This window comes from Rhabdothermus arcticus (genome assembly GCF_055382915.1).
Genome location: NZ_AP043808.1, coordinates 1,742,390 through 1,765,020, shown reverse-complemented (window position 1 = coordinate 1,765,020; position 22,631 = coordinate 1,742,390). Strand labels below are relative to the sequence as shown.

The following is a 22,631-nucleotide window of genomic DNA, read 5'->3' as shown; positions in this document are numbered from 1 at the left end:
ACAGTAAAGATGTGGTCGGGAACGCCGTCTTCCGCGCCCTCGCCGATCCCACCCGGCGGGCAATCCTCCGTGCCCTCAGGGAGGGGCCCTTAAGCGCGGGGGCGCTCGCCGAGCGGTTCCCCTTGGCCCGCTCGACCCTCTCCCAGCACCTCGGGGTGCTGCGCGAGGCCGGCCTGGTGGAGGTCGAGCGTGAGGGCCGGCGGCGGATCTACCGGCTTTCCACCTCGGTGCTCGAGGACGCCCTGGCCTTCTTGATCGAGCTGAAGGGGGGGGAGCGAGGATGAAGCAAAACCTTTCTCCGGTGCTGGCACTGGCGCTTAACTGGGTGGCGGCCCTTTGGGCGGTGGCCGTCTTTCCCGAGCGGATCCCCGCCCACTGGGATTTCGGCGGAACGGTCGACCGCTGGGGCTCGAAGTACGCGCTGTTGATCGTGCCCGCGGTCCAGTTGCTCCTGGTTGGCCTCCTTTGGGGCTGGCCCCGGTTCGACCCGTCCCGGCGGGGCGAGTGGAAGCACTGGCCCCTGCTGGTGGGGGTGACGGCCTGGGGGTTCACCCTTTTGGAGCTCGGCATCCTCTACCTCACCCGGGCCACCCTCGCTGGCCAGCCCGGCGAAGCCGGCCTTCGGGGCCTCTGGCTGGGGCTTGGGCTGTTCTTCCTCGTGATCGGCAACGACCTGCCCAAAGCCCCCCAGAACTGGGTCTTCGGGGTGCGCACCCCCTGGACGCTCACCAGCCGGCGGAGCTGGCAGGTGACCAACCGGTTGGCGGGCTGGGTCTTCGTCGCCCTGGGGGCCGCGATGGTGCTGGTGGCCCTCTTCTGGCCGCGGCCCAGCGTCGCCTACGCGGTGCTCGCGCTGATCGGCCTTTTGCTAATCGCCGCGATCTATCTGGTTTGGCTTTCCTACCGGATCTGGCGGGAAGAGGTTCAGGCATGAGGCCACGGGCGCGGTAGGCTATCCCCATGCGCACCTGGCTCTTCGTCCCCGGAGACGACGAAAGGAAGCTGAAAAAGGCGCTACAAAGCGAGGCCGACGCGGTGATCGTGGACTGGGAGGACGCGGTCGCGGAGTCCGCCAAGCCCCTCGCCCGCGAGCGCACCCTGGCGGTCCTCGAATCCCCGGACGTTTCCCCCAAGCCGCGGGTCTTCATCCGCATCAACCACCCCTTCGAGGACGCCTTCGAGGAGGACCTCGAGGCCGCGATCGCCGCCGCCCCCTTCGGGCTGGTCCTGCCCAAGATCGAGGCCCCGGGGGAGGTCGCGGCGGTGAGCGAACGCTTCGAGGGCTGGTTGGCGCCGATGATCGAGAGCGCCGCGGGCCTCACCCAGGCCCTGGCCATTGCCAAGGCGGGCGGGGTCTACGCGCTGATCTTCGGCGCCCTCGACTACCTCAAGGACATCCGCGGTCGCTACCGCAAGGAGACCTTCCTCTACGCCAAGGCTCACCTGGTCGCGGTCAGCCGCGCGGCGGAGATCCGGCCCCCGGTGGGCGGGGTCTGGCCCTTCCTCGAGGACGCCGAAGGGCTCGCTGAGGAGGCCGGGCTCGAGCGCGACCTCGGCTTCATGGGCAAGACCCTTTTGCACCCCAAGCACATCCCGGTGGTCCGGCGCGCCTTCGCCCCCACCCCGGAGGAGATCGCGGCGGCGCGGGAGGTGCTCGCCGCCTGGGAGGCCGCAAAGCGCGCCGGGCGCGCCGTCGCCCGGCTCAAGGACGGGCGCTTCATCGACCTCCCGGTGGTCGAGTGGGCCCAAGGGGTCCTCGACGAGGCCGCGTCTTGACCTAAAATCCCCATAGGTGCTAAGCTCAGGGGCGCTTGGGCGGTTAGCTCAGCTGGCCAGAGCGCCCGCCTCACACGCGGGAGGTCACTGGTTCAAGTCCAGTACCGCCCACCAGGCGAAGGGCCCGGAATCCGGGCCCTTTTTTCATCCCCCGGACGGCCGGAAACGCCAGAGGCCGAAGGCCGCGATCAGGGACAACATCCCGCTAAAGAAAAAGGGCGCGGCGGGCCCGTAGGCGTCCCAGAGCAGCCCGGCGAGGAAGGACGCGGGGAAGGCCATCAGCCCCACCGCAGTCGCGTAGGCCCCGTAGGCGGTGCCCCAAAGCGCCTCGGGGACGAGATCGGCGACGTAGGCGCGGGTGGTGCCGTAGGCCACCCCGTAGTAGGCCCCGTAGAGGGCGTAGACCCCCCACATCGCCGCCTCCCCTTTCGCGAGGGCGGCGGCGAAGTAGACCAGGGCATAGATCAGCCAGCCCGTGAGGATCACCGCCTTGCGCGGCACCCGGTCGGAAAGGGCCCCGGCGGGCGTGGAGACGAGCGCGTAGACCAGGTTGAAAAGCGCGATCATCGCCAGGATTTCGACCACGCTGGCCCCCAGCGTCTGCGCCCGGAGGGCCAGGAAGGCGTCCGCGGAGTTGCCGAGCTCGAAGAGCAGGACCAGCCCCAAAAAGACCAAGAACGGCCGGCCGAGGTCGGAAACCCGCGCGCGGGCGGCCCGCTCGCGAGCTTTTTGCGCGCGTTTTGGCTCCTCCGCCAAAAGCGCCAGGGCGAGGACCGCTAAGAACGCGGGGATCAGGCTGTAAAGGGCGATTTGGTGGAAGGTCCCGGCCGAAAGCCGCGGCGCCTCGCCCTGCACCCGGTGCACCACCGCGAGGGCGATGAGCACGCCGACAAGGGCCCCGGCGGTGTCGGCGGCGCGGTGCAGGCCAAAGGCCAGCCCGCGGTGGGCCTCGCTAATCGAGTCGGCGATCAACGCGTCCCGGGGCGCGGTGCGCACCCCCTTGCCCAGCCGGTCGCCCCAGCGAGCGAGGGCCACCTGGGGCCAGGCCCGGGCCAGGTAAAAGCCGACCTTGGAGACCGCGGAAAGGAAGTAGCCGAAGACCGCCAGGGCCTTGCGCCGCCCCAGGCGGTCGGAGAGGTGGCCGGAGACCACCTTCAAAAGCGAGGCCAGCGCCTCCGCCACCCCCTCGATCAGACCGATCACCGCGCTGCTCGCCCCCAGGGCGTTGGCCAGGAAGAGGGGGACGAGGTTTTGCACCATCTCCGAGGAGACGTCGGTGAGGAAGCTGGTGAGGCTCGCCGCCCAGACGTTCCTTGGAATCCGCATCCCGCCTCCTAATCCAGCCGCCCAACCATCCCGAAGCTCGCGGTCCTCCCCCCGCCCACCGTGAGGATCGCGCCGGTGATCAAGGACGCCCGGGCCCGCGCCGTCTCGTCGGCAAGCTCGGCCCGGATGAAGACCCCGCCGAGCGCCTCGGCGATGGTCCGCCCCGCTTCCAAGCGGTCGAGGATCGCGACCCTCGCTCCTTCCCGGTCGTCCCCGGTGATCAGCACCCTTTCCATGCCTCGCCTATGATAAGGGGGCATGGAGGTCTACGGACCGATCATCAGCCAGCTGGGCTTCGGCGGGCTGACCGGACTGGTCAGCGGCTATGCCCTGAAGAAGGTGGGCAAGCTCTTCGCCCTGGTCCTGGGCCTCTTCTTCATCGGCGTGCAGCTCTTGGCCTACGCCGGCTACCTCGAGGTCCACTGGACCCGCATCCAAAAGGACGTCGAACCCTTCCTGCAGCCGGACACGCTCAAGGGCCTCTGGGACCGCCTGCTCGCGATCCTGACCTACAACGGCCCCTTCGCCGGGGGCTTCATCACCGGCTTCGTCCTGGGCCTCAGGCGCGGCTAGTAGGGCGGGGGCAGGCGGCGGTGCCGTAGCTTGAAGCGCTGCCACCAAAGCCAGAGGTAGACCGCCGGTACCAGGATCAACGCCAGCACCAGGGTCGTAGCCAGAAACCAGACCGCGAGGAAGAGGCCGAGCACCGCGGCCGCGAGGAGCAACAGCCAAGCCGCCCAGCCTGGCAGGCGGTACACGCGCAAGCGTCCGTAGTCGAAGTTCACGCCTCCATTCTAGACGGCGCTTGGATGTGAGGGATAATAAGGACATGCGCATCGGCGAGCTGGCCCGGCGCTCGGGCTTGAGCCGGGACACCCTGCGCTATTACGAGCGCGAAGGGCTCTTGAAGCCGGTTCGCAGCGAAAGCGGCTACCGCATCTACCGCGAGACCGACCTCGATCGGATCGAGCTCATCCGCCGCGCCAAGGCCGCGGGTCTGACCCTGAAGGAGATCCGGGCGCTGGTCGCGGTGCTGGAGGCTGGGGAGAAGCCCTGCGTCCACGTCCAGGCCACGCTCGCGGCCAAGCTGGCCCAGGTCGAGGCGCAACTCGCCGCGCTCTCCGCCCTCCGGGACCGCTTGCGCGCCAGCCTGGCTTGGGCAAAGGCCCACCCCGACGCCCCCTGCGAGGGGGAGCCCTGCGTCTACCTCCCCTCCTAGCGGGCGTGTTATAACAGGGTGCCCGTTCTTGGAGGGGACCTATGAAACGCCTTTGGTATCCGCTCTTTAGCCTCGTCCTCCTGCTTGCGGCCTGCAGCCAGGCTCCGAGCCCCGCCGCCGTCACCCCCCGCCCGCCGGTCGCGCTTTCCGAACTGGCCCCCGCCGCCACCCCGGATGTGGTGATCTTCGCCGTCAGCGGCCGCTGCGGGGTGCCCTGCGACAGCGCTCCGGACGGCAACTACGATTACCTCGGCCCCCGGGGCACGGTCCGGGCCGTGGCCCAGGCCTTTTTGGACCTCGGAGCCTCGGTGGCCTACGCGAGCTACGCCGCCCACCTCTTCAACCACACCTCGCCGATCAGCGGGCAAACGGAGTACGGCTTCTTGCAGATCGAGGCCGACGTCGCCTGGGTGCGGCAGACCTGGCCCTCGGCCCGGCTGGTGCTCCTTGGGCACTCTCACGGCACCAACTGGACGCACAACCTCCTCCGCGCCCATCCCGACTGGCGCTTTGCCTACCTCATCGACCTCGACGGGATCTGCGCCCTCTGGGAGGACGACAACGCCCCCTACTTCAGCTGGTACTACCAAAACTGGGGCAACCCCTGGCCGGTGGACCTCTCCAAGGCCTGCGACGTGGAACGCATCAAGACCTCCTGGTGGTGGACCTCGAGCTACAGCGCCAAGGACGTGGCCTACGACAACGCCCTGGTCAACCTCGAGGTCCAGTCCGCCCGGCTCCTGGCCAGCGAGGTGGCGCCCGAGGGCAACGCCAGCCTGGTCTTCGACTACACCGATAACAAGCGCCTCGACGGCAGCGAGCGCGGCATCTACACCCACGTGGCCGACGAGGATCACTCGGGCATCACCTACCCCGGCTCGGAGGCCCTGGCCTGGGTCACCGAAAAGATCCGCGCGCTCGGCCTCCCCTATTGACCCTGGAGCTAGCTCCAGGGTTTAGGGTGCGGGCATGAAGCTTCGCGTCGAAGGGATGACCTGCGCCCACTGCGCCGAGACCGTCGCCCGAGCGATCGAGAAGCTGCCCGGCGTTCGCTGGGTGCGCGTCGACGCGACGCGTGGCCTGGCCGAGATCGAGGGCGAGGCCCCCGTTTCGGCGATCGCCGCGGCGGTCAACGAGGTCGGCTACGGCGTCGCCCCCCTGGAAGAAACCGGGCCCTTCGATCTGGTCATCGTCGGCTCCGGCGCCGCGGGGGTGGCGGCGGCCCTCGAGGCCCGTGACCGCGGGGCCCGGGTTGCGGTGGTCGAGGCTGGAACCCTGGGAGGGACCTGCGTCAACGTGGGCTGCGTCCCCTCCAAGACCCTGTTGCGTGCCGGGGAGGCCGCCCACCGCGCCGCCCAGCCGCGCTTTCCGGGCATCGAGAGCCAGGGGACCGCGGTGGACTTCGCCGAGGTCGCCGCGGCCCGCGACGCGCTCGTCGCCCAGCTGCGCCGGGAGAAGTACGCGGCGGTGCTCGAGGCCGCCGGGGTGACCCTGATCCGGGGGCAGGCCCGGTTCGAAGGCCCCGAGACCCTGACCGTCGACGGCCGCCCCCTCCCCGCCCGGGCCTACCTGCTGGCCACCGGCGCGAAGCCTTCGCTCCCCCCCATTCCCGGTCTCGCCGAGGCCGCGCCCTGGACCTACGTCGAGGCCACCACCGCCCGAACCCGGCCGGAGCGCCTGATCGTGATCGGCGCCGGTCCGGTGGGGCTGGAGCTGGCCCAGGCCTATTCCCGGTTGGGGAGCCGGGTCACCGTGCTCGAGGCCCAGCCCCGGATCCTCCCCGCCGAGGAGGCCGAGCTCAGCGAAGCGCTCCAAGGCTACCTCGAGGCCGAGGGGCTCGAGATCCACACCGGGGTGCGGATCGAGCGGGTCGAGGGCGAGGCGGTCCACACCGACCAGGGCGTCTTCCACGCCGAGCGGCTGCTGGTGGCCACCGGCCGCCGCGCCCGCACCGAGGGGCTGGGGCTTAAGGCGGCGGGGATCGCCACCGATCCCCGCGGATTCATCCAAACCGACGACCGGCTTCGCACCAGCCACCCCCGGGTCTTCGCCGCCGGAGACGTGGCCGGGCTGCCCCAGCTGGTCTACGTCGCTGCCCAGTCCGGCCGCGTCGCCGCCCGGAACGCCCTCGGGGCCAGCGAGACCCTCGCGCTCTCGGCGGTCCCCCGGGTCACCTTCACCGATCCCGCCCTGGCCGCGGTGGGCCTGACCGAGGCCGAGGCCCGAGCGCGCTTTGAGGGGGTGCGCACCGCCCGGCTGGACCTTTCCGAGCTGCCACGGGCCCTTGCGGCCTTCGACACCCGGGGCGCCTTCAAGCTGGTGGTCGACGCCGAAGGCCGGGTGCTCGGCCTGCACGTTCTAGCGCCGGAGGCCGGGGAGGTCATCGAGGAGGCCGCGATCGCCATCCTGGGCGGGCTTCACTACCGCGAGCTGGGTCGGCTCCTGCACCCCTACCTGACCCTCGCCGAAGGGGTGCGGCTGGTGGCCCAGGCGATGGACACCGACGTCAAGCGGCTCTCCTGCTGCGCCTAACCGGGGAGGTGGTGCTGCGTGAAACGTCCGACGCCTTGGTGGGTCCTGGCCGTCCTCTTGGTGATCGCGGTCGCGATCATCGGGTACCGGGTGCGAAGCCGTGGAAACGGAGGGGTGGGGTTGGACATCGGCGACCGCCCGCCCTCCTTTGCGCTCACCGACGTCTGGGGCCGCCCCGTCGACCTTTCCACCCTCACCGCGGATCGGCCGGGACTGCTCTTTTTTACCGCCACCTGGTGCATTCCCTGCGTCGAGGGGCTGAAGGCCCTGACCCGCTTCGAACAGACGGCCCGGGTCCGTCCGGGCGTGCTGGTGGTCTTCGTCGACCCCAACGAGGGGCTGGACGCAATCCGGGCCTTCCGCGATCGCTACGGCTTCCCGAGCCGCTGGTACTACGCCAAGGACCCGGGGACGATGGTTCTGCGCTACCAGGTCCAGGCGCTGGACACCAAGTACCTGATCGGCCCTGACGGCACCCTGCGCTGGAAGAGCCTGGCCCCGGCCAACGAGGCGACCTGGCGCCGGGCTTTCGCCCTCGTGGAGGTGGGACGGTGAGCTTTTTCATCTACGCGCTCACCGCGGGCGCCTTCGCCACCCTGAACCCCTGCGGGTTTGCGCTCTTGCCGGCCACCCTGGGGCGCTTCCTGATCCGGGAGCGGGGTGGGGCCGGGGCCGGGCTCTTGCTGGGATTTTGGCTGGGTTTGGGGGCGCTGTCCACCTTCGCCCTGGTGGGGCTCGCGCTCTCGCTGGCCGGCACCGCCCTGGGCGGCTACCTTCCCTACCTCGACCTGCTCCTTGGTGCGGGCCTCGTCGCCTACGGGGTCGCGAGCCTGACGGGCCACGCCCCCAGCCTCGGTACTGGGGTCCGGGCCCCCACCCGGGCCGGTTTTGGAGAGTTCTACCTCTTCGGTCTCGCCTACGGTCTCGCCAGCCTGGGCTGCACCCTACCGATCTTCCTGGCGGTGACCGGGTTGGCCTTCACCAAAGGCCCGCTCGCGGGCCTGGCCGCCCTGCTCGCCTACGGGGCCGGTATGGCCGCGGTGCTGATGGCGGTGGGGGTGCTGGTCGGCGTCGGCCAGCAGGAGGCCCTCCGGCTCTTGCGACGCGCTGGCCAGACGCTGCCCGCCCTGGGGAGCACGCTCTTGCTCCTCGCGGGGGGCTACCTGAGCGGCTACGCCCTGGAGTTTTTGCTCGCGGTCAAACCGCTCGCCTGGCCGCTCGCCGGCGCCAGCCTGGTTCTGGGGCTCGCGCTCGCCCGCGTGCTCCGCAGCCTGCGCCAGACACCCCCAACGCCGCCGTAGCGCGCGGCCACGGGGAGCGCGACCTACCCGCGGTCGGCGGGGGGCAGCGCCGAGTCCGGCAGGATCTTGCCGGGGTTCATGATCCCCTGGGGGTCGAAGGCCGCCTTGAGCCGGCGCATCCAGGCGAGGGCCGGGCCGTGCTCGCGGGGCATGAACTTCCGCTTCCTGAGCCCCACCCCGTGTTCGGCGGTGGCGGTGCCGTCGAGCGCGAGCGCCTCCTCGACCAGGCGCTCGGCATAGGCCTCGGCCTCGGGATAGCGGGCCTCGGGCACGGCGACGATGGTGTGGAAGTTGCCGTCGCCGACGTGGCCCAGGATCGCGCCCTCAAGCTTCATCTCGTCCATCAGCCGCGCGGCGAAGGCCACCAGCTCGGGCAGGCGGGAAAGGGGCACCGCGGTGTCGGTGATGACGAACGCGTGCTCGGGAAAGAGCCGCACCAGTGCCCAGTAGGCCTGGTGCCGGGCCTCCCACTGCTCACGGCGCTCGGCCTCGCTGCTGGCGGTGCTGACCTCCAGGGGGGCGTGCTCGGCGATCAGCTCCAAGGCCGTCTCCCGCTCGCTCTCCAGCGCGCCCGGGGTCGAGGAGTGGAACTCGATGAAGAGCGCCGGGGCCTCGGGGTAGGCGGTGCCCACGTAGGCGTTGACCGCGCGGATCGAGCGCGCGTCCAAGAGCTCCAGCCGGGCCACCGGAAGCCCCGCCCCCATCAGGGCGTAGCTGGCCTGGGCGGCGTCCTCGACGTTCTGGAAGAAGACCCGCAAGGCGTGCACCGCCGCAGGGAGGGGGTGCAGCTTGAGGTAGAGCTTGGTGATCACCCCGAGCGTGCCCTCGGAGCCGATCATCAGGTCCTTGAGGTCGTAGCCCGAGCTGGTCTTGCGCACCGGGCGGCCAAAGCGCACCCGCTCCCCGGTGGGCATCACCGCCTCCAGGGCGAGGACGTTCGCCCGCATCCCCCCGTAGCGCACGGTGGTGGTGCCGGAGGCGTTGGTCGCGGCCATCCCCCCCAGGCTGGCGTTGGCCCCGGGGTCGACGGGGAAGAAGAGGCCGTGGGGCCTGAGGCGCTTATTCAAGGCCTCGCGGGTCACCCCGGGCTCCACGACGGCGAGGAAGTCCTGGGGGCGGACCTCGAGGATCCGGTCCATCCGCGAGAGGTCAAGGCTGACCGCGGGCCGGACCTCGGGCAGGAGGTGACCCTCCAGGCTGGTGCCGGCACCGAAGGGGATGATTACGAAACCAAGCTCCGGCGCCAGGCGCACCAGCCGCTCGACGTCGGCCACCGACTCGGCGAAGACCACCGCGTCCACCGGACGCACCTCAGGGTAGCCCTCGTCGCGGCCATGGGCCTTGAGCACCGAGGGGTTGAAGCTCACCTTCTCGCCGAACGCCGCAAGGAGCTCCTTTTGCATGGTTCAAGCCTAGCGCAAAACGCGGCCGGAAAAACCGGCCGCGTCCTTGTGTCCCGGCGCCGTTTACCAGAAGTAGAAGAGCGCCAGAATGACCAGCCAGACCCCGTCCACCAGGTGCCAGTAGAGGCTTGCGGACTCCAGGGTACCGGGGTTCTTGGGCTCAAGGCGGCCCAAGAGCCCCTGGAGGTAGGCCAGGGTGAGGCCGGTGGCCCCGATCAGGACGTGGAGGCCGTGCAAACCCACGATCAAGAAGAAGGCGCTCATCCAGAGGTTCTCGGTCCAGGGCAGGTGGTGGTAGGCGGTGATGAACTCGTAGGTCTGGATGCCGAGGAAGATCAGCCCGAAGACGATCGTGGTCAGCAGGCCGACCATGAAGCTGTTGAAGCGGCCCTTCTTCAGGTCGTGGGCGGCGCTGTGCACGATGAAGGAGGAGCTGACCAGGAAGAAGCTATTGACCAACGCCAGCCAGAGCGCGGGGCGCTCGGGCGGGGGCACCGCGTTCCCGGAGAGGCGCAAGTAGAGGTAGCCGGCGAGCAGGATGGCAAAGAGCCCGATCTCCGAGGAGAGGAACCAGACCGTGCCCATGAAGGCGTTGGACTTCCCGGTTAGGGTTTCGTGGTGGGCGTGCTCGGGGTCTTCGTACTCGTGCTCGAGCGCCCAGCCGATCAGCCCCACCACGGTCAAGAGCGCCCCGACGAGCATCACCGGATTCGGCCAGCTCCAGCCGGCGAGCCCCAGGAAGAGCACGAAGAGCGCCATCGAGGTCAAGAGCGGCCAGATCGAGGGCCGCGGCAGGTGGATGTGGCTGGGGTCCTCCTTTTCCAGCGTCACCCCCTCGCGGGCCCAGTCGTAGAGCGGCCGCGCCGACTTGAAGAGGCTCGGCAGCTTGACGTCGAAGTTGTAGGGCTTGGGCGGGGAGGCGGTGAGCCACTCCAGGGTCCAGCCGCCCCAGGGGTTCTCCGGCGCCCGCGGTCCCGAGGTCCAGGAACGCAGCATGTTGTAGGCCCAGATCAGCCCCCCGATCAGGAGCAGCGTCGCGCCGAAGGTGGAGACCTGGTTCAGGCTCAGCAGGCCGGGGACCTCGGTGGGGTAGGTGTAGTAGCGCCGGGGCATGCCCAAAAAGCCCATCGCGTACTGGGGCAGGAAGGTGAAGAGGTAGCCGAAGAGGAAGAACCAAAAGTGCAGCTTGCCCAGCCGCTCGTCGAACATGCGCCCGGTGAACTTCGGGAACCAGTAGTAAAGCCCGGCGAAGGCGCCGAACGCCGAGCCTGCCATGAGCACGTTGTGGAAGTGAGCGACGACAAAGTAGGAGTCGTGCAATTGGTAGTCGAGGGGCACCATGGAGAGCATCACCCCGGTGATGCCCCCGATGAGGAAGTTGAAGATGAAGCCCAGCACCCAAAAAAGCGGGGTCTGCATCACCAGCTTGCCGCCGTAGAGCGTGCCCAGGATGTTGAAGAGCTTGACCCCGGTGGGCACCGCGATGAGCGCGGTGAAGAAGGCGAAGGCCAGCTGGAAGATCGTGGACTCGCCGACGGTGAACATGTGGTGCGCCCAGACCAAGAGCCCCAAGAGGACGATCCCAAGCTGGGCGAAGACCATCGCCCGGTAGCCGAAGATCGGCTTGCGCGCGAAGGTCGAGGCCACCTCGACGAGGATGCCCAGGTACGGCAGGAGCATCACGTAGACCGTGGGGTGGGAGTAGAACCAGAAGAACTGCTGGAAGAGGACCGGGTCGCCCCCGAGCGCGGGGTCGAAGAGGGTGATGCCGAGCTTTTGGTCCAAGAGGGTGACCAGCGTCGCCGCGGTCAGCCCCGCGAGCGAGAAGAGGTTCAGGATGCTCGCGGCGAAGACCGACCAGACGTACATTGGCATCTGCCACAGGCTCATCCCCTTGGCCCGAAGGTTGTAGATCGTGGCGACGAAGTTGGCGTTGCCGAGCAGCGACGAGATGCCGAGCAAGAGGATCGAGGTGAAGTAGAACGCCGAGCCCAGGGACTGGTTGAGCGGGTAGTAGAAGGTCCAGCCTGCTTCGGGGAGCTGGCCGAAGAAGACCCCCGCGAGGACCAGCAGGATCGCAAAGAGGAAGGTCCAGTAGGAGAAGGCGTTCACCCGGGGCAAAGCGACGTCGCGGGCACCGAGCATCAACGGCACCAGGAAGTTGCCGAAGCCGGTGAGGCCGGCCTGGATGATGAAGAAAAAGAGCATCATCGCCCCGTGGATGGTGATCAGCTCATTGAAGGTGTCGCCGGTGATGAAGTTCGAGCTGGGCGCCGCGAGCTGCAGCCGGAAGAGCCAGGCCAGGATGCCCGAGACGCCAAAGGCCACGAAGGCGGTGACGGTGTAGAGGATGCCGATCTTCTTATGGTCGACGGTGGTCAGCCACTCCCAGACCGTGGGCCAAAAGCCGCGGGATTCGGTCGCAATCGTGCTCGCCATCGTCTCCTCCTAGTACTTAGGCAGGGCCTTGAAGTCGAAGCCCTCGAGCTTGAGCGACTCCAGATACGCCGCGAGCGCGTCCAGGTCGGCGTCCGAGAGGTCCTTAAAGGAAGGCATCTGGACCCCCGGCTTGAACGCGGCGGGGTCCTTGATCCAGGCCTTGAGGTTCTCCTTGGTGTTCTCCATGATCCCGCTGGCCAGGGTGACCCGGTTGCCGAGGAGCGAGAGGTCGGGGCCGATCACCCCCGCCGCCGGGGTGCCCTTGACCGTGTGGCAGGCGGCGCAGCGGGTCATGAAGAGCTTCTGCCCCCGAACCGCGGCCGCGGTCTGGGGCTCCGGAGCCCGGTAGGCCTGATAGGCCTTCATGAAGCGCTCGTAGTCCTGGGGGTCGAGCGCGATCACGCGAAAGCGCATGTTGGCGTGGGAAGGCCCGCAAAGCTCCGCGCAGTAGCCGTAGTAGTTGCCTTCTTTGGTGGCCAGAAAGCGGTTGTAGGTGGTCTCCCCCGGGATCGCGTCGGTCTTGCCCGCGAGGCTCGGTATCCAGAAGGAATGGATGACGTCGGCCGCGGTCAGCTTGGCCTCGACCGGCCGCCCCACGGGAATGACCAGCTCGCTGGAGAGACGGACGCCCTCCTCGGGGTACTTGAAGTCCCACCAGAACTGGCGCGCGATCACCTCGACCGGCATGGTCCCGGCGATCGGGCGGTTGATCTTGACCAGCGCCTGCGCGGTCAGGACGAAGAGCACGAGCACGATGAGCAAGGGGATCAGGGTGAGCATGAACTCCAGCCTGGGGTTTTCGTGGAACTGGGTGGGCAGCGCCTCGTCCTCGGCGCCGGCGACGTGCGCCCGCGACGCGCGGAACTTGACGATGGTGTAGAGCAAAAAGCCCGCGACCCCGGCGAAGATCACCACCGAGAAGGCCAGCACCCACTTCAAGAGCGCGGCCACCTCCCGGTTGACCGGGGTGTCGCCGAGGATCGTGACGTTATGCGCCAGCGCGATCCCCAATGCCAGCAAGAGCAGGCCAACCACAGCGCGTTTGTTCATAGAACCTCCCAAAACGTCCTCATCTTTGCTCCTAGGACAACTGTCCCTGAGCATAGAGCATACCCCCACCGGGGCGATCCCGCCAGGGGCGAATGAGGCCTTAATCCCGCACCCAGGTGGGCACCACCCTGGCCACCGGCGCGGTCACCGGCGTGCGGTAGAGCCCCTCGCGGCCGAACTCGGCGACGAGCTTGGCGTAGCCCAGAAAGAGGCCCGCGCCATCCAAAAGCGCGAATAAATACTCGGCCCGGCCCGGCGGCCGGGGGAGCAGGCGAAACACCGCCCCGGCGAAGTGCGCGGCAAGCCGCGCCCGGCGATGGGCCCGGCGCTCGGCCAGGGTGCGCCGCCGCGCTCCGGCCAGCGGATGGAGGCACGAAAGGGCCAGGTCCTCACGCCAAGCAAAGGCCGCAAAGAACCCGGGGTCGAAGCTCAAAACGTGCTGTGCACCAAGCGCCTCGGCCTGCTGGTAGCGGAACCTGGGCTCCGGCCAACCGTCGCTATCGGCGACGAAGCCTTCTTGCGCGAGGCGGGCCAGCCGGGCGCTCGCCGCCAGCAGCCAGCCCTCGGCCCCGCGGGGGCTGACGCGGCCCACCAGGAGCCGGACCTGGGGATGGCCGCCGGAAAAGAGCGTGACCACCCCGGGAAGGTCCCCCTGGCCCACGTCGAGGTCCAGGAGGGCCAGGCCGCGCGCCTCAGCCAGCCGCCGGGCCAGGGTGGACTTGCCGACGTCCGGTGGACCGACGAGGAGGATCCGCTCAGCCATCCACCGGCACCGGCTCGCCGGCCTCGTTGACCGCGACGTAGGTGAGGCGGCCCTGGGTCGCCAGCTGCCGGGTCTTGGCGCCCTCGACGAAGCGCTCCTTGTAGACCTCGACGAGGACGGTGATCGAGGTCCGGCCCACCCGGTCCACCCGGGCCACGACCTCGATCAGGTCGCCGACCTTGATCGGAACGTGAAACTCGACCTCGCCGATGGCCACCGTGACCACTGGCTTTTTGGCCCGGCGCACGGCGGCGTAGGAACCGACCTTGTCCATCAGGCCCACGACGAACCCGCCGAAGGCGTTGCCCATGGGGTTGGCGTGGGAGGGAAAGACGAGCTCGAGGGTGCGCGCTTCGGCCTCCATGGGCCCCAGGTTACCCTCTGCCGGTCCCCTGCAGTTGACACGGATATTATCAACCTTTATGATATTTGCGAGCGAGGTGGGAGCATGAACCTGGACAAATGGACCGAAGCAGCCCGGCAGGCCCTGGCCCAGGCGCAAGTCCTAGCCCGGGAGATGAAGCACCAGGAGATCGACATCCCGCACATGCTCCTGGTGATGCTCAAGGACCCGGCGAGCCTGCCCTACAAGCTGATCGTCGCCGCCGACGGCGACCCCGAGACGCTGAAGCGTCAGATCCAGAGCGAGCTCGCGCAAAAACCCCGGGTCGAGGGCGTCGAGGGCGGCACCCACATCAGCCACCGCCTGCACCAGGCGATCGCCCGCGCCGAGCAGATCGCCGCCGAATGGGGCGATAAGTTCGTCGCGGTCGACGTGTTGCTCTTGGCGCTGGCGGAGAGCGGCTACCCCGGGCTGCCCAGTCCGGAGAAGCTCAAAGCGATCATTCAGGAAGTACGAGGAGGCAGGAAAGTGGAAAGCGAACACAGCGAGAGCACCTTTGAAGCCCTAGAGCAGTACGGCATCGACCTGACCCGGATGGCCGAGGAGGGCAAGCTGGACCCGGTGATCGGCCGGGATGAGGAGATCCGGCGCACGATCCAGATCCTCCTGCGGCGCACCAAGAACAACCCGGTCCTCATCGGCGAGCCCGGCGTGGGGAAGACCGCGATCGTCGAGGGGCTGGCCCAGCGCATCGTCAAGGGCGACGTGCCCGAGGGCCTCAAGGACAAGCGCATCATCGCCTTGCAGATGGGCTCCTTGCTCGCCGGGGCGAAGTACCGCGGCGAATTCGAGGAGCGCCTCAAGGCGGTGATCCAGGAGACCGTGGCCAGCGAGGGCAAGGTCATCCTCTTCATCGACGAGCTGCACACGATCGTCGGCGCCGGTAAGGCCGAGGGCGCGGTGGACGCGGGGAACATGCTCAAGCCCGCGCTGGCCCGCGGTGAGCTGCGGCTGATCGGCGCCACCACCCTCGACGAGTACCGGGAGATCGAGAAGGACCCGGCGCTCGAGCGCCGCTTCCAGCCGGTCCTGGTCGACGAGCCCTCGGTCGAGGACACGATCACCATCCTCCGCGGCATCAAGGAGAAGTACGAGGTCCACCACGGCGTGCGCATCTCCGACCCGGCGATCATCGCCGCGGCCACCCTCAGCCACCGCTACATCTCCGACCGGCGCCTCCCGGACAAGGCGATCGACCTGATCGACGAGGCCGCCGCCCGGCTCCGGATGCAGCTCGAGAGCCAGCCCGAAGAGATCGACCAGCTCGAGCGCAAAAAGCTCCAGCTGGAGATCGAGCGCGAGGCCCTGAAGAAGGAGACCGATCCCGACTCCAAGGCCCGGCTCGAGGCGATCGAGAAGGAGATCGCGGAGCTCACCAAGAAGATCGAGGAGATGAAGGCCGAGTGGCTGGCCGAGCTGGAGATCCTTAAAGAGCTCCGCCAGGCGCAGCAGGAGCTCGACGAGGTCCGCCGCGAGATCGAGCTCGCCGAGCGCAACTACGACCTCAACAAGGCCGCGGAGCTGCGCTACGGCAAGCTCCCCGAGCTGGAACGGAAGGTCGAGGAGCTCTCGGAGAAGCTGAGGAACGCCAAGTACGTGCGCCTCGAGGTCACCGCCGAGGACATCGCGGAGATCGTCTCCCGCTGGACCGGCATCCCGGTGGCCAAGCTGCTCGAGGGCGAGCGCGAGAAGCTCTTGCGCCTGGAGGAGGCCCTGCACCGGCGCGTGGTCGGCCAGGACGAGGCCATCCAGGCCGTCTCCGACGCGATCCGCCGCGCCCGCGCGGGGCTCAAGGACCCCAACCGGCCGATCGGCTCCTTCATGTTCCTCGGCCCCACCGGCGTGGGCAAGACCGAGCTGGCCAAGGCCCTGGCGGAGACCCTCTTCGACACCGAGGATGCGATGATCCGCATCGACATGTCCGAGTACATGGAAAAGCACTCAGTGGCCCGGTTGATCGGCGCGCCTCCGGGGTACGTCGGCTTTGAAGAGGGCGGCCAGCTCACCGAGGCGGTGCGGCGGAAGCCCTACTCGGTGATCCTCTTCGACGAGATCGAAAAGGCCCACCCCGACGTCTTCAACATCCTGCTGCAGATCCTCGACGACGGGCGGCTCACCGACGCTCACGGCCGCACCGTGGACTTCAGGAACACGATCATCATCATGACCTCCAACCTGGGCAGCCACCTGATCCTCGAGGGGATCAAGGAGCACCTCCCCTACGAGGCGATCCAGGAACGGGTCTTCGCGGTGCTGCAGCAGAACTTCCGCCCCGAGTTCCTGAACCGGCTGGATGAGATCGTGATCTTCAAGCCGCTGACCAAGGAGCAGATCATCCAGATCGTGGACCTCCTGGTCGATCGGGTCAGGGCCCGGCTCGCGGAGCGGAAGATCGAGCTCGAGCTCACCCCCGAGGCCAAGGAATGGCTCGGCGAGCGCGGCTACGACCCGGTCTTCGGCGCCCGGCCGCTCCGGCGGGTGATCCAGCGGGAGCTCGAGACCCCGCTCTCCAAGAAGATCCTCGCCGGCGAGGTCCGGGAGGGCGACAAGGTCGTCGTCAAGCGCGGCGAGCAGGGCCTCGCGTTCGAGGTCGAGCACCGCGCCCCCGCCGAGGAGACCAAGGCCGAGGCCTAATCCCCCCCCTCCGCCGCAGCGCCCCCGGCCAGGCCGGGGGCGCTTTGCCGTTAGGACAAATGTCCCGTGCAGAGCGGACGAAACTAAGGCATGCGCCCGGACTTCGACCGCTACCCCTTCCTCGTCGCCTGGGAGATGACCCACGCCTGCGACCTGGCCTGCAAGCACTGCCGGGCCAGCGCCGAGCCCGACCCCCTGCCCGGGGAGCTCACCACCGAGGACGCCTTCCGCCTCCTCGAGGAGCTCGCCACCTACCGGCCCAAGCCGATCCTCCTCCCCACCGGCGGCGACCCCCTGAAGCGGCCGGACCTCTGGGACGTGCTGGAAAAGGCCCGCGAGCTGGGGATCAAGGTCGGGATCACCCCGGCGGTGACCCCCCTGCTCACCCACGAGGTCATCGACCGCTTCAAGGAGCTCGAGATCCACGCGATGGCGATCAGCCTGGACGGCGCCTCCCCGGAGACCCACGACACCTTCCGCGGGGTGCCGGGGACCTTCGAGCTGGCGGTGGATGCCCTTCGCTACGCCCGCTCGATCGGGCTGGCCACCCAGATCAACACCACCGTCACCAAGACCACCCGCCCCGAGCTCCCGAAGCTCGCCGACCTCGGCCGGGACCTGGGGATCAGCGCCTGGGAGGTCTTCTTCCTGGTGCCGGTGGGCCGCGGGGCGCTGCTTGAGCAGCTCAGCCCAGAGGAGTACGAGGAGGTCCTCACCTGGCTCTACCAGGTCTCCAAGACCCACAAGCTGCACATCCGCACCACCGAGGCCCCTCACTTCCGCCGGGTGGTGATCCAGCAGCGGGCAAAGAGCCAGGAGGGCGACCACGCCCTGGTGCAGAACAAGCGCGGGGTGCACATGCACGACGGCTACGGCTTCGTCTTCGTCTCCGCCACCGGCGAGGTCTACCCCTCCGGCTTCCTGGCCCTCTCCGCGGGGAACATCAAGGAGAAGCCGCTTTTGGAGATCTACCGGCACTCGGAACTCTTCAAGAGGCTCCGCGACCGCAGCCAGCTCAAGGGGAAGTGCCGGGTCTGCGAGTTCGGCGACGTCTGCTGGGGCAGCCGCGCCCGGGCCTGGGCCGAGCTCGGCGATCCCTTCGCCTCCGAGCCGCGCTGCGCCTACGTTCCGGCGGCCTGGCGCGAGGCCAGCCCCGCCTGAGGCGACCCCAACGCGGGGCCCGGGGACGACCCCGGGCCCCCTTGATTAGCGAAGCCAGGCCATCACCAGGCCGGGGAAGACGCCGAACGCCAGGACCAGCGCCCCCACCAGCCCCAGGATGAAGGCCGCGAGCGGCTCGACCGCGATCGCCTCCGCCTGCCGCGGGGGCTTGAAGAAGGCCAGCGCCGCCAGCCGCAGGTAGTAATACGCGGCGACCACCGCAGTGACGAGGGCGAAGACCAAGAGCCCCCAGGCCCCGCCGCGGGCGGCCTCCAAAAAGACCAGGTACTTGCCCCAGAACCCGGCGAGCGGGGGCAGCCCGGCCAGCGAGAGCAGCGAGAGCAACCAGAGACCGGCCAGAAGGGGGCTCTTTTGGATCAGGCCCTCGAGCGCCGTATAGGGCACCCCGCCGCCGCGGTCGACCTGGGCCAGGACGGCGAGCGCGAGCCCGGTGGAGAGGGCGTAGACCAGGAGGTAATAGCCGAGCGCGGGCACCGGCGCGACGCCAAAGAGGCCGAGGGCCAGGTACCCCGCGTGGGCGATCGCGGAGTAGGCCAGCAGCCGCTTGGCCTCGGTCTGAGCGAGCGCCGAGAGGTTGCCGTAGAAGACGGTCAAAAGCACCACCAGCGCGAGCACCCCGGCGACCGGGCCCAGCATCCCCACCCCCGCCGCCACCCGGAGCAGCGCGGCGAAGGCCGCGGCCTTCACCCCGGTCGCCATGTAGAGCACCAGCGGGGTCGGCGAGCCCTGGTAGACGTCCGGGGTCCACCAGGCGAAGGGCACCAGGCTGCCCTTGAAAAAGAGGCCGGCCAGCAACAAGATCGCCCCGGCGACAAACAGCGGCCCCTGGCCCACCGCGTCCACCGCGAAGCTCCCGGTGGCGCCGAAATGCAGCACCGCGCCGTAGAAGAAGAGCGCCGCGGCGACCGCGCCGAGGAGGTAGTACTTGAGGCCCGCCTCCTCGCTGGCGGGATCGTAGCGGCTCGCGGCGAGGGCGTAGAGGGGCAAAGAGAGCAGCTCGATGCCGATCAGGATGACCATCAGGTTGCCGCTGGTGGCCATGGCCATCGCCCCGAAGGCGGAGAAGGCGAGCAGGGCGTGATACTCGAAACGGTCCAGCCCCTGGGCCTCGAGGTAGCGATCCCCCACCAGCGAGGCGAAGAGCGCGGCCATCACCGCGACGAAGCTGAGCGCACGCCCCAGCGGGTCCAGGATGAAGAGGCCGTGGAAGGCCTCCTCGGTGCCTGCGAAGAAGAGCAGCAAGAGGGCGAGCAAAAGGCCCACCCGGGCGACGGCCTTGGCCAGGCGGTTCGAGCCCCAAAGCCCGGAAAAAAGCGTCAGGGTCGCGGTCAGAAAGAGCACGACGAAGGCGATCACTGCCCACCTCCAACGAGCGCCGCGAGAGCCTTGGCCCCCTCGGCCAGCGGCCCGCTCACCAGCGCGGGGTAGAGGCCGATCAGCGCGATCAGCAGCGCGGAGAGCACGGCAAAGGGCCATTCCGCGGTCTCGAGGTCACCGGCCTCCCGCCCCGGAGGCCCGTGGAAGAGGCGCTGGTAGGCGGTCAGCCCCCAGGCCGCGGAGGCGATCACCGAAAGGAAGGCGAACGCCGCCAGTCCCGGCGCGGCGGTCCAGGCCCCGAGCAAGCTCATGAACTCCCCGGGAAAGCCGGCGAGGCCGGGAAGCCCGATCATCGCCAGCACCATGAAGAGCATCAACGCGGCCAGCGCGGGCGCGCTTTTGGCCAGGCCGTGGGTCGGGGCCAGGGCCAGGGTGCCGAAACGGCGCTCGAGCCAGCCGGCGAGCAAGAAGAGCCCCCCGGTGTAGAGCGCCCCTGCCGAAAGCAGGAAGAGCCCCCCGGCCGCCCCTAGGGTGCTGCCGGAGAAGATCCCAAGCGCGGCGATGCCCATGTGCGCGAGCGCCCCGTAGGCGATCAGCCGCTTCCAGTCGGTCTGCGCGTAGGCGATCCAGGCCGCCCAGAGCGCGGTGAAGGCGGCGAGCGCCAGGAGATACGGCTGGTAGGCGGCAAAGGCCTCCGGGAAGAGGGGAATCGCCCAGCGGAAGAAGCCGAACGCCCCGACCTTATAGAGCGTGCCCATCACGTCGGCGAAGCCCGAGGGGTGGTTCTCCGCGTGGAAGTCGGGCAGCCAGACGTGGAGGGGAAAGAGCGGGGTCTTCACCCAAAAGGCCAGGGTGAAGGCCAAGAAGGCCCAGGCCGCGGCCGCGCCCCCGACCCGGTGGGACAAGAGGTCGCGGAGCAGGAAGGTCTCCGCGCCCCCCAGGGCCCGGGCGGCGAAGATCCCGGCGAGCATCAGGAGGCTTCCGAAGAGGGTGAAGAGGGCGAACTTCAGCAGCGCCCGGACGCGGTGCTTGCCCCCGTAGACCCCGAGCATGAGCAGACTGGGGATCAGGGTGGCCTCGTAGAAGAGGTAAAAGAGCACCAGGTCCAGGCTCAAGAAGATCCCCAGCAACCCGGTGGTCATCAACAACCCCAGCGCCAGCATGCGCCCGGGGACCTCGCGCACCGCGAGCAGGGCCAAGAAGACGGTGGCCGGGACCAAAAAGGCGAACACCGCCCCCACCCCGTCGACACCGACCGCGTAGTAGACGCCGGCCTCGCGCAGGAGGGGCAGCTCCACCAGCGCCCGCGTCCCCGGTCCAGCGAGGAGGTAGCCCCCGCCGATCACCGCGGCGATCAAGGTGGCCAAAAGCCCCAGCCCCCGCGCGGCCCGGGGATAGGCCAGGCCGATCAAGCCGGCCAGGGCGGGAAGGAAGATCAGCACGTGGATCATCGCACCACCCCCCAGAGCACGAAGAGCCCGGCGAAGAGCAGGATCAAGAAGGCGTAGACGCGCGCGTAGCCGGTCTGCAACCGGGCCAGAAACCGGCCCAGGGTCCCGACCTCGCCGGCGGCGAGCACGTAGCCCTGGTCCAGGCTGCGGTCGGTGAAGCCGAGCAGCTTCGCGGTCTCCTTCGCCGGGTTGACGATGAAGGTGTTGTAGACGCGGTCGACGTAGAAGGCCTCAAGCGCCGCCCGCTCGAAGCTCAGGTACCACGCCGGCAGCTTCTTCTTGAAGTAGTCGCGGTAGAGGACCCATCCCGCCCAGAGGCCGGCGAGGGCCACGATCGCGGAGAGCAGGATCAGCCCCCACTCGGTCAGCAGGTCGAAGGGATGGGCCTCGACCTCGGCCAGCGCCGGCCGCAGGAAGGGCTCGATGAGGTTCCAAAAGGGCTCGGGCAGGGCGAGGAAGCCCGCGAAGGCCGCGCCCAGGGCGAGGAGGTCGTTGGGCACGGTCATCACCGGCGGCGCCTCGTGGGGATGGCCCTTGCCGCGGAACTCGCCGTGGAAGACCAGGACGTACCAGCGCATCGCGTAGATCGCGGTGAGCAGGGCGACGAAGAGCGCGACCAGGTAGAACCCCAGCCCGCCGAAGGGGTAGGTGAGGGTGGCGGCGATGATCGCGTCCTTGGACCAGAACCCGGCGAGGAGGGGGAAGCCCGCGAGCGAGAGGGCCCCGATCAGGCCGTGCAGGTGGGTGCGGGGCAAATAGCGCTTGAGCCCGCCCATTTTGCGCACGTCCTGCTCGCCCTCGAGGGCGTGGATCACCGACCCCGAGGCGAGGAAGAGGAGCGCCTTGTAGAAGGCGTGGGTCATCACGTGGAAGAGGGCGATCCAGTAGGCCCCCACCCCGACCGCCAGGAACATGTAGCCGAGCTGGCTGATCGTGGAATAAGCGACGATCTTCTTGATATCCCACTGCCCGAGCGCCGAGAGCGCCCCGTAGAGCGCGGTGAGGACGCCGATCACCGCGATCCAGTAGGAGACGTCGGGAAGGTTGGCGTAGAGGAACGAGGAGCGGGCCAGGAGGTAGACGCCCGCGGTCACCATCGTCGCCGCGTGGATCAGGGCGCTGACCGGGGTGGGACCGGCCATCGCGTCCGGCAACCAGACCATCAGCGGAACCTGGGCGCTCTTGCCGATCGCGGCGATGAAGAAAAAGAGGCCGATCAGCCCCAGCCCCGTGGGCAGCACCAGGCTCTCCTCCACCGCCGCGCGCAGCTCGCTGATCGAGAGGGTGCCAAAGAGCGCGTAGAGCGCGGCCATCCCCAACAAAAAGCCGAGGTCCCCGATGCGGTTGGTGATGAAGGCCTTCCTGGCGCTGTCGGCGTTCTTCCAGTCCTGATACCAGAACCCGATCAGCAGGAAGGAGGCCAGGCCCACCCCCTCCCAGCCGATGAACATCACCGGGTAGCTGTCGGCAAAGACCAGGGTGAGCATCGCCGCGATGAAGAAGTTGAAGTAGGCGAAAAAGCGGCTGTAGCCCGGGTCCTTGGCCATGTAGCCGATCGCGTAGACGTGGATCAAAAACCCGATCCCGGTGACGATCAGCGCCATGTAGCCGGAGAGCGGATCCAGGCGCAGCGCGAAAGGGATCCCCGGAAGCCAGTCGGCGAGGACGAAGCGGTCGCCGCCGGAAACAAGCATGCCCACGCTGATCAAAAACGCGCCGCCGACCATCGCCGAGGCGAGGACGCCGGGGGCGGGCTCGTTAAAGCGCCGGCCGAAGAGCCCGAGGACCAAGAACCCAAGGAGCGGCAACGCGATCGCGAACAACATCCACATGGC

Annotated in this window: 22 protein-coding genes and 1 tRNA gene; 12 read left to right on the top strand and 11 right to left on the bottom strand. The window is 68.8% G+C overall.

Annotation, left to right across the window (positions count from 1 at the left end; translation table 11 throughout):
- Positions 1-11 precede the first annotated feature (11 nt).
- The 4 genes from ACZ48Y_RS09260 (at position 12) to ACZ48Y_RS09245 (ending at position 1,890) form a co-directional block, all read left to right on the top strand.
- The gene (locus tag ACZ48Y_RS09260) at positions 12-284 is read left to right on the top strand and encodes a metalloregulator ArsR/SmtB family transcription factor (RefSeq protein ID WP_464740629.1); all 273 of its coding nucleotides are present in this window, start codon (positions 12-14) and stop codon (positions 282-284) included.
- Positions 281-934, top strand: coding sequence for an SdpI family protein (locus ACZ48Y_RS09255; protein ID WP_464740627.1), 654 nt, complete (start codon positions 281-283; stop codon positions 932-934). The genes ACZ48Y_RS09260 and ACZ48Y_RS09255 overlap by 4 nt, the downstream gene beginning before the upstream one ends.
- A 26-nt stretch (positions 935-960) precedes the next feature.
- Positions 961-1,776, top strand: a complete 816-nt coding sequence (locus ACZ48Y_RS09250; protein WP_464740625.1) for an HpcH/HpaI aldolase/citrate lyase family protein — start codon at positions 961-963, stop codon at positions 1,774-1,776.
- 37 nt (positions 1,777-1,813) lie between these two features.
- Positions 1,814-1,890 (top strand) — tRNA-Val (locus tag ACZ48Y_RS09245).
- Between the two features lie 30 nt (positions 1,891-1,920).
- Here ACZ48Y_RS09245 and ACZ48Y_RS09240 read toward each other — a convergent pair.
- Together ACZ48Y_RS09240 and ACZ48Y_RS09235 are read right to left on the bottom strand one after the other, a co-directional pair.
- Positions 1,921-3,102, bottom strand: coding sequence for an MFS transporter (locus ACZ48Y_RS09240; protein ID WP_464740623.1), 1,182 nt, complete (start codon positions 3,100-3,102; stop codon positions 1,921-1,923).
- Positions 3,103-3,110: 8 nt separating this feature from the next.
- Positions 3,111-3,338 carry a hypothetical protein gene (locus ACZ48Y_RS09235; protein ID WP_464740621.1) on the bottom strand — a complete coding sequence of 76 codons (228 nt, stop codon included), beginning with the start codon at positions 3,336-3,338 and terminating at the stop codon, positions 3,111-3,113.
- A gap of 22 nt (positions 3,339-3,360) precedes the next feature.
- Here ACZ48Y_RS09235 and ACZ48Y_RS09230 point away from each other — a divergent pair, with 22 nt between their 5' ends.
- Complete coding sequence (locus ACZ48Y_RS09230) at positions 3,361-3,675, top strand: FUN14 domain-containing protein (protein WP_464740619.1); 315 nt, start codon at positions 3,361-3,363, stop codon at positions 3,673-3,675.
- Here the strand turns inward: ACZ48Y_RS09230 and ACZ48Y_RS09225 are convergent.
- Positions 3,672-3,887, bottom strand: coding sequence for a hypothetical protein (locus ACZ48Y_RS09225; RefSeq protein ID WP_464740617.1), 216 nt, complete (start codon positions 3,885-3,887; stop codon positions 3,672-3,674). The genes ACZ48Y_RS09230 and ACZ48Y_RS09225 overlap by 4 nt on opposite strands.
- 26 nt (positions 3,888-3,913) lie before the next feature.
- Between ACZ48Y_RS09225 and ACZ48Y_RS09220 the strand changes: the two genes are divergently transcribed.
- From ACZ48Y_RS09220 to ACZ48Y_RS09200, 5 genes are read left to right on the top strand one after another with little or no spacing between them, the layout of a single operon-like run.
- Complete coding sequence (locus ACZ48Y_RS09220) at positions 3,914-4,321, top strand: heavy metal-responsive transcriptional regulator (RefSeq protein ID WP_464740615.1); 408 nt, start codon at positions 3,914-3,916, stop codon at positions 4,319-4,321.
- A gap of 41 nt (positions 4,322-4,362) precedes the next feature.
- Positions 4,363-5,256, top strand: a complete 894-nt coding sequence (locus ACZ48Y_RS09215; protein ID WP_464740613.1) for a hypothetical protein — start codon at positions 4,363-4,365, stop codon at positions 5,254-5,256.
- A gap of 34 nt (positions 5,257-5,290) precedes the next feature.
- Positions 5,291-6,853, top strand: a complete 1,563-nt coding sequence (gene merA / locus ACZ48Y_RS09210; RefSeq protein ID WP_464740611.1) for a mercury(II) reductase — start codon at positions 5,291-5,293, stop codon at positions 6,851-6,853.
- 18 nt (positions 6,854-6,871) lie between these two features.
- Positions 6,872-7,408 (top strand): TlpA family protein disulfide reductase, encoded by a 537-nt coding sequence (locus ACZ48Y_RS09205; protein ID WP_464740609.1) that lies wholly within the window; start codon positions 6,872-6,874, stop codon positions 7,406-7,408.
- Entirely contained in the window at positions 7,405-8,154 is a 750-nt protein-coding gene (locus tag ACZ48Y_RS09200; protein WP_464740607.1) for a cytochrome c biogenesis CcdA family protein, read from the top strand. Before ACZ48Y_RS09205 ends, ACZ48Y_RS09200 begins: the two co-directional genes overlap by 4 nt.
- A gap of 23 nt (positions 8,155-8,177) precedes the next feature.
- Here the strand turns inward: ACZ48Y_RS09200 and ACZ48Y_RS09195 are convergent, their stop codons facing one another.
- From ACZ48Y_RS09195 to ACZ48Y_RS09175, 5 genes are all read right to left on the bottom strand, one after another.
- Positions 8,178-9,557: an FAD-binding oxidoreductase gene (locus ACZ48Y_RS09195; RefSeq protein WP_464740605.1), complete on the bottom strand. Its 1,380-nt coding sequence runs from the start codon at positions 9,555-9,557 to the stop codon at positions 8,178-8,180.
- A gap of 63 nt (positions 9,558-9,620) precedes the next feature.
- Positions 9,621-11,996 (bottom strand): cbb3-type cytochrome c oxidase subunit I, encoded by a 2,376-nt coding sequence (locus ACZ48Y_RS09190; RefSeq protein ID WP_464740603.1) that lies wholly within the window; start codon positions 11,994-11,996, stop codon positions 9,621-9,623.
- A 9-nt stretch (positions 11,997-12,005) separates the two neighbouring features.
- Positions 12,006-13,046 (bottom strand): cytochrome c oxidase subunit II, encoded by a 1,041-nt coding sequence (gene coxB, locus ACZ48Y_RS09185; RefSeq protein WP_464740601.1) that lies wholly within the window; start codon positions 13,044-13,046, stop codon positions 12,006-12,008.
- A 100-nt stretch (positions 13,047-13,146) separates the two neighbouring features.
- Positions 13,147-13,809 (bottom strand): Clp1/GlmU family protein, encoded by a 663-nt coding sequence (locus tag ACZ48Y_RS09180; protein WP_464740599.1) that lies wholly within the window; start codon positions 13,807-13,809, stop codon positions 13,147-13,149.
- Positions 13,802-14,173 carry an acyl-CoA thioesterase gene (locus ACZ48Y_RS09175; protein ID WP_464740597.1) on the bottom strand — a complete coding sequence of 124 codons (372 nt, stop codon included), beginning with the start codon at positions 14,171-14,173 and terminating at the stop codon, positions 13,802-13,804. The genes ACZ48Y_RS09180 and ACZ48Y_RS09175 overlap by 8 nt, the downstream gene beginning before the upstream one ends.
- A gap of 84 nt (positions 14,174-14,257) precedes the next feature.
- On the opposite strand from ACZ48Y_RS09175, the gene clpB reads away from it, so the two are divergent.
- The gene (gene clpB / locus ACZ48Y_RS09170) at positions 14,258-16,846 is read left to right on the top strand and encodes an ATP-dependent chaperone ClpB (RefSeq protein ID WP_464740595.1); all 2,589 of its coding nucleotides are present in this window, start codon (positions 14,258-14,260) and stop codon (positions 16,844-16,846) included.
- 90 nt (positions 16,847-16,936) lie between these two features.
- Positions 16,937-18,007 (top strand): TIGR04053 family radical SAM/SPASM domain-containing protein, encoded by a 1,071-nt coding sequence (locus tag ACZ48Y_RS09165; RefSeq protein ID WP_464740593.1) that lies wholly within the window; start codon positions 16,937-16,939, stop codon positions 18,005-18,007.
- A gap of 45 nt (positions 18,008-18,052) precedes the next feature.
- On the opposite strand, the gene ACZ48Y_RS09160 is transcribed toward ACZ48Y_RS09165, so the two are convergent.
- Genes ACZ48Y_RS09160 through nuoL form a run of 3 tightly spaced genes read right to left on the bottom strand, consistent with a single transcriptional unit; the run spans position 18,053 to position 22,628 of the window.
- A complete protein-coding gene (locus ACZ48Y_RS09160) occupies positions 18,053-19,384 on the bottom strand; it encodes an NADH-quinone oxidoreductase subunit N (RefSeq protein WP_464740591.1) in 1,332 nt (443 codons plus the stop codon).
- The gene (locus ACZ48Y_RS09155; protein ID WP_464740589.1) at positions 19,381-20,796 is read right to left on the bottom strand and encodes a complex I subunit 4 family protein; all 1,416 of its coding nucleotides are present in this window, start codon (positions 20,794-20,796) and stop codon (positions 19,381-19,383) included. The genes ACZ48Y_RS09160 and ACZ48Y_RS09155 overlap by 4 nt, the downstream gene beginning before the upstream one ends.
- Positions 20,793-22,628: an NADH-quinone oxidoreductase subunit L gene (gene nuoL, locus ACZ48Y_RS09150; protein ID WP_464740587.1), complete on the bottom strand. Its 1,836-nt coding sequence runs from the start codon at positions 22,626-22,628 to the stop codon at positions 20,793-20,795. Before nuoL ends, ACZ48Y_RS09155 begins: the two co-directional genes overlap by 4 nt.
- Positions 22,629-22,631 lie beyond the last annotated feature (3 nt).